Raw genomic sequence first — 2,509 nt, forward strand, 5'->3', positions numbered from 1 at the left:
GAGAAGCGGTGCTGGGTGAGTTGGCGGGTGTCAAAATCCCCGTCCCAAACCCTGTTGGGTGTGTAGGCGACGTCGAGATCGAAGCCGATCAGCTCGACATGCGCCGCGACCTGCGCATAGCCCGCGACGAGATCGAGCGATGTGTTGTCCAGATAGCGCGTGGTGCTGAGGCCCAGCTCGGCACTGATATCGACGAGACCACCAAGCTGGGTGCCGAAGCGCAGGCCTGCATCCGCGGTGGCGAACACATCGCCGTCGCTCCGCCCCGGGCTCAAGGTGGCGTTGTCGGTGATGTTCAGCCCCGCCGAGCCCGACAGGGTGAAGAAGCGGCGCCGGCGCATCAGGATGATGTCGTTGCGCCCGGTGAGGATCGCCTCCTCCTCCCGTCGGCGCGCCTCGTCCTCGGCCGGCGTCACCTGGCGCACCCGCTGGTCGATGCGCGGATCGGGCACGGCCTGCGCCGACGCGGCTGCCGGCCAGGCCAGCAGCGTCAGCGCGAGCAGGGCGAAGGCCTTATTGCTCCGGGCCACCCTGCCTCGCTCCCGGCACGCCCATTGGCGGCATCTGCATCGCAGGCGACAGGCGGCTTCCGCTCAGCACCGCCCCGGTGCCGTCGCCATTGACGCTGTTGTCCGATCGGTTGACGAACCGGATCTGGCCGGTGCGCGGATCGATCTCGACCCCGACCCAGGTGTTGCCCGGCCGCCCGGCCGTTGGCGCGCCGGCGAACACCACTGTGCCGCCCTGAATCGTCGTGCCATTGCCGACGCTGACCGCCGCGCCCCCGCGCACAATCAGTAGTCTCAGGTCCGCGTTGGTCGATAGCTCGGTGGAACTGGTCGACTGGTTGCCGAAATTGAACGCGGAGATGCGATAGACGCCGCCCTGAAGCAGCTGCGTGGTCAGGATCGCCTCGCTGCCCGAGCGACAGATGCAGTCGCGGATCAGCTGCGCGAAAGGCGGCCGGTCCAGCGCGCCAGTCGCCGCGTAGAAGATGTGGAACCTCGAATTGTCCGGTAGCCCGGTCGGCCCGGTCATATGAAGGTCGACGTCGAACGCTCCTTGTCTCCACGTGAGCAGGACGTTGAACGGTTGGGCGCGCAGCCGGTCGAGGCCGCCAATCCCGCCGCGCAACAGCGACACGAGAAAGTCGTCGAAGCTGAGGTCGCTCAGGAATCCGGCCAACACCGAATCGGGACTGAACTGGCCGAGCCGTCCGGTGGGGTCGAAGGTCAGCCGATACGGACGGTCCGACCAGAGCGGCCCGTAGAGCAGGCGCGCCAGCTCGCGGTCGCGATCGGCGATCGGATCATACTGCCACATGTCGAAGTTGAGCGCGCCGTCCCAGAAGGCCGGGAAGTTGACGTAGTAATTGTCGCGCAGGAATTCGGCGAGCGAACCGGGCATGGGCTGGCCGTTGCCGTTCACGCGCACCGCGACATTGGCGAGGTCGAGCTGCCCCCATTCGATCCACGGCCCGCCTTCGCTCGCGCTGCGGAACAGCCAGCCCATCGCGTCGTAGAAGGCGAGCTCGTCGGACAGCGCCCCGAAGCCCGGCAAGTACCAATCCATCCGCGGCGAATTGCCGGCCGACGAGAAGGAGCGGCCGGACGAGCCGGGCGGCGCGGTGTTGATGTCCCAACCCTCGTAGATCGCCTCAAGCTCGGCGACCGTCGTGGGCAGGCCGCGTTCGAAGCCGCGCCAGGGTTCGCTTCCGGTCGGCGGCCGCAGCGTCATGCGCGCGAGCATATCGGCCCAGGCCAGGCTGTCGCCCACGCTCCACGGACCGCCGCCGGCGGCGTCGCCAAGCCAGTCATTCTCGCCCTCGACGAAGGCGTTGCCGGGGATCGGGCGGAATTCGAAAGGCCCCCGCTCCGATCCGCCACCGCCACCACCGCCGCCTCTGCCACTGCCACCGCGTCCAGGCAGGCTCAAATCGTCCGGGTTCGCCGGCCGCGCGCGCGGGATCTGCGAGTTCGGGACCGGCGGCCCGTAGACCGGGGCAAGGACGGTGGGCGGGCGGTTGAGAGGCGGCGGCCACGACGGCGGCGGCGGCGGCGGAGGCCGGTTGCGGCGCGCGGCTTCCTCCGCCGCGCGGCGTTGCGCCTCCTGCTGAGCGGCGGCGCGTTGCGCGGCTTCCTGGGCCGATTGCCGTCGTGCCCGCTGCTCCGCCTGGGTCGGCGGGCGTGTCTGGAGCTGTGTGGCCGGATCGACATAGTTTGGGTCCGGGATCGTGCCGCGCCGGGGCGGTCCCGACGGCATCGCCGGGGGAGGCGGCGGCTGGCTGACGCTCCGCGGCGGAGGCGGTGCTGGCGGAGGCGGTGGCGTCCCGCCAGGTTGGCGCGGTTCGGCCGGCGGCTGCGGCCAGTTGCGCGGATCGGAGCCGTAGCGATCGATATTGTCCTGCACCCGGCTGGTGAGATAGTCGCGATTGGCATCGACACGCGCGCGCGTCTCGCGAATGTCCGCTTCCTGCTGATCGATCGTAGCGCGAATGCGGCTGACCGCG

The 2,509-nt window shown here is 69.7% G+C and carries 1 protein-coding gene and 1 pseudogene; both read right to left on the reverse strand.

All coding sequences use genetic code 11. The features are described 5' to 3' along the window. Positions 1–530 (reverse strand): hypothetical protein (locus tag ACT4N3_RS00030; RefSeq protein ID WP_444853152.1); only part of this gene is annotated, 530 nt, incomplete at its 3' end. Next, positions 514–2,509: pseudogene (locus ACT4N3_RS00035) on the reverse strand (hypothetical protein); the annotation flags it as partial. The pseudogene ACT4N3_RS00035 and the gene ACT4N3_RS00030, both read right to left, overlap by 17 nt.

The sequence above is a fragment of the Sphingosinicella sp. genome (genome assembly GCF_052388015.1).
Taxonomy (GTDB): domain Bacteria; phylum Pseudomonadota; class Alphaproteobacteria; order Sphingomonadales; family Sphingomonadaceae; genus Allosphingosinicella.